This is a genomic window from Rahnella perminowiae, assembly GCF_019049695.1.
Classification (GTDB): Bacteria; Pseudomonadota; Gammaproteobacteria; order Enterobacterales; family Enterobacteriaceae; genus Rahnella; species Rahnella perminowiae.
The window spans coordinates 1-392 of the sequence record NZ_JAFMOT010000029.1 but is presented as its reverse complement, the minus strand read 5'-3'; the positions used below and the strand labels follow the sequence as shown (position 1 = coordinate 392).

The 392-nt window shown below is 61.7% G+C and carries 1 protein-coding gene; it reads right to left on the bottom strand.

The window, feature by feature from the left end; genetic code table 11:
• Window positions 1-392: molybdopterin-dependent oxidoreductase (locus J1781_RS00120; protein ID WP_217232986.1), on the bottom strand; the 392-nt coding region annotated here is incomplete at both ends.

Here is a 392-nt window from a genome sequence, read left to right as displayed (position 1 = left end):
GAGTTGAACCAGTCACCGGCCTCTGGCACGTCGGTTTGGTCGCCGAATACCTGAGGGCTGGCTGGGGGAAGATCGGCATACCAGTCGTAGAAGCTCAACATAGTGCCACCGAGTAGTTCAGTGAACCGGGAGCCGGCTCCGTAGGACACCATTGACATGGCCGGGATGACAGAGAACCCGGCGATGCGGACGGGACCGTAGGCCTTGATGGTGTGCACGTAGGCTGCCGCGATGATCTGGGTGGCTTCCTCCCATGAGACACGCACCATGCCTCCGTGCCCGCGGGCGCACTTGTATGCCTGGGAGAGCTCTGGGTCGTTGGTGATGGATGCCCAAGCGTCCACTGGATCGCCGAATTCGGCGAGTTTGTCTCGCCACGCGTCAAGCAGGAC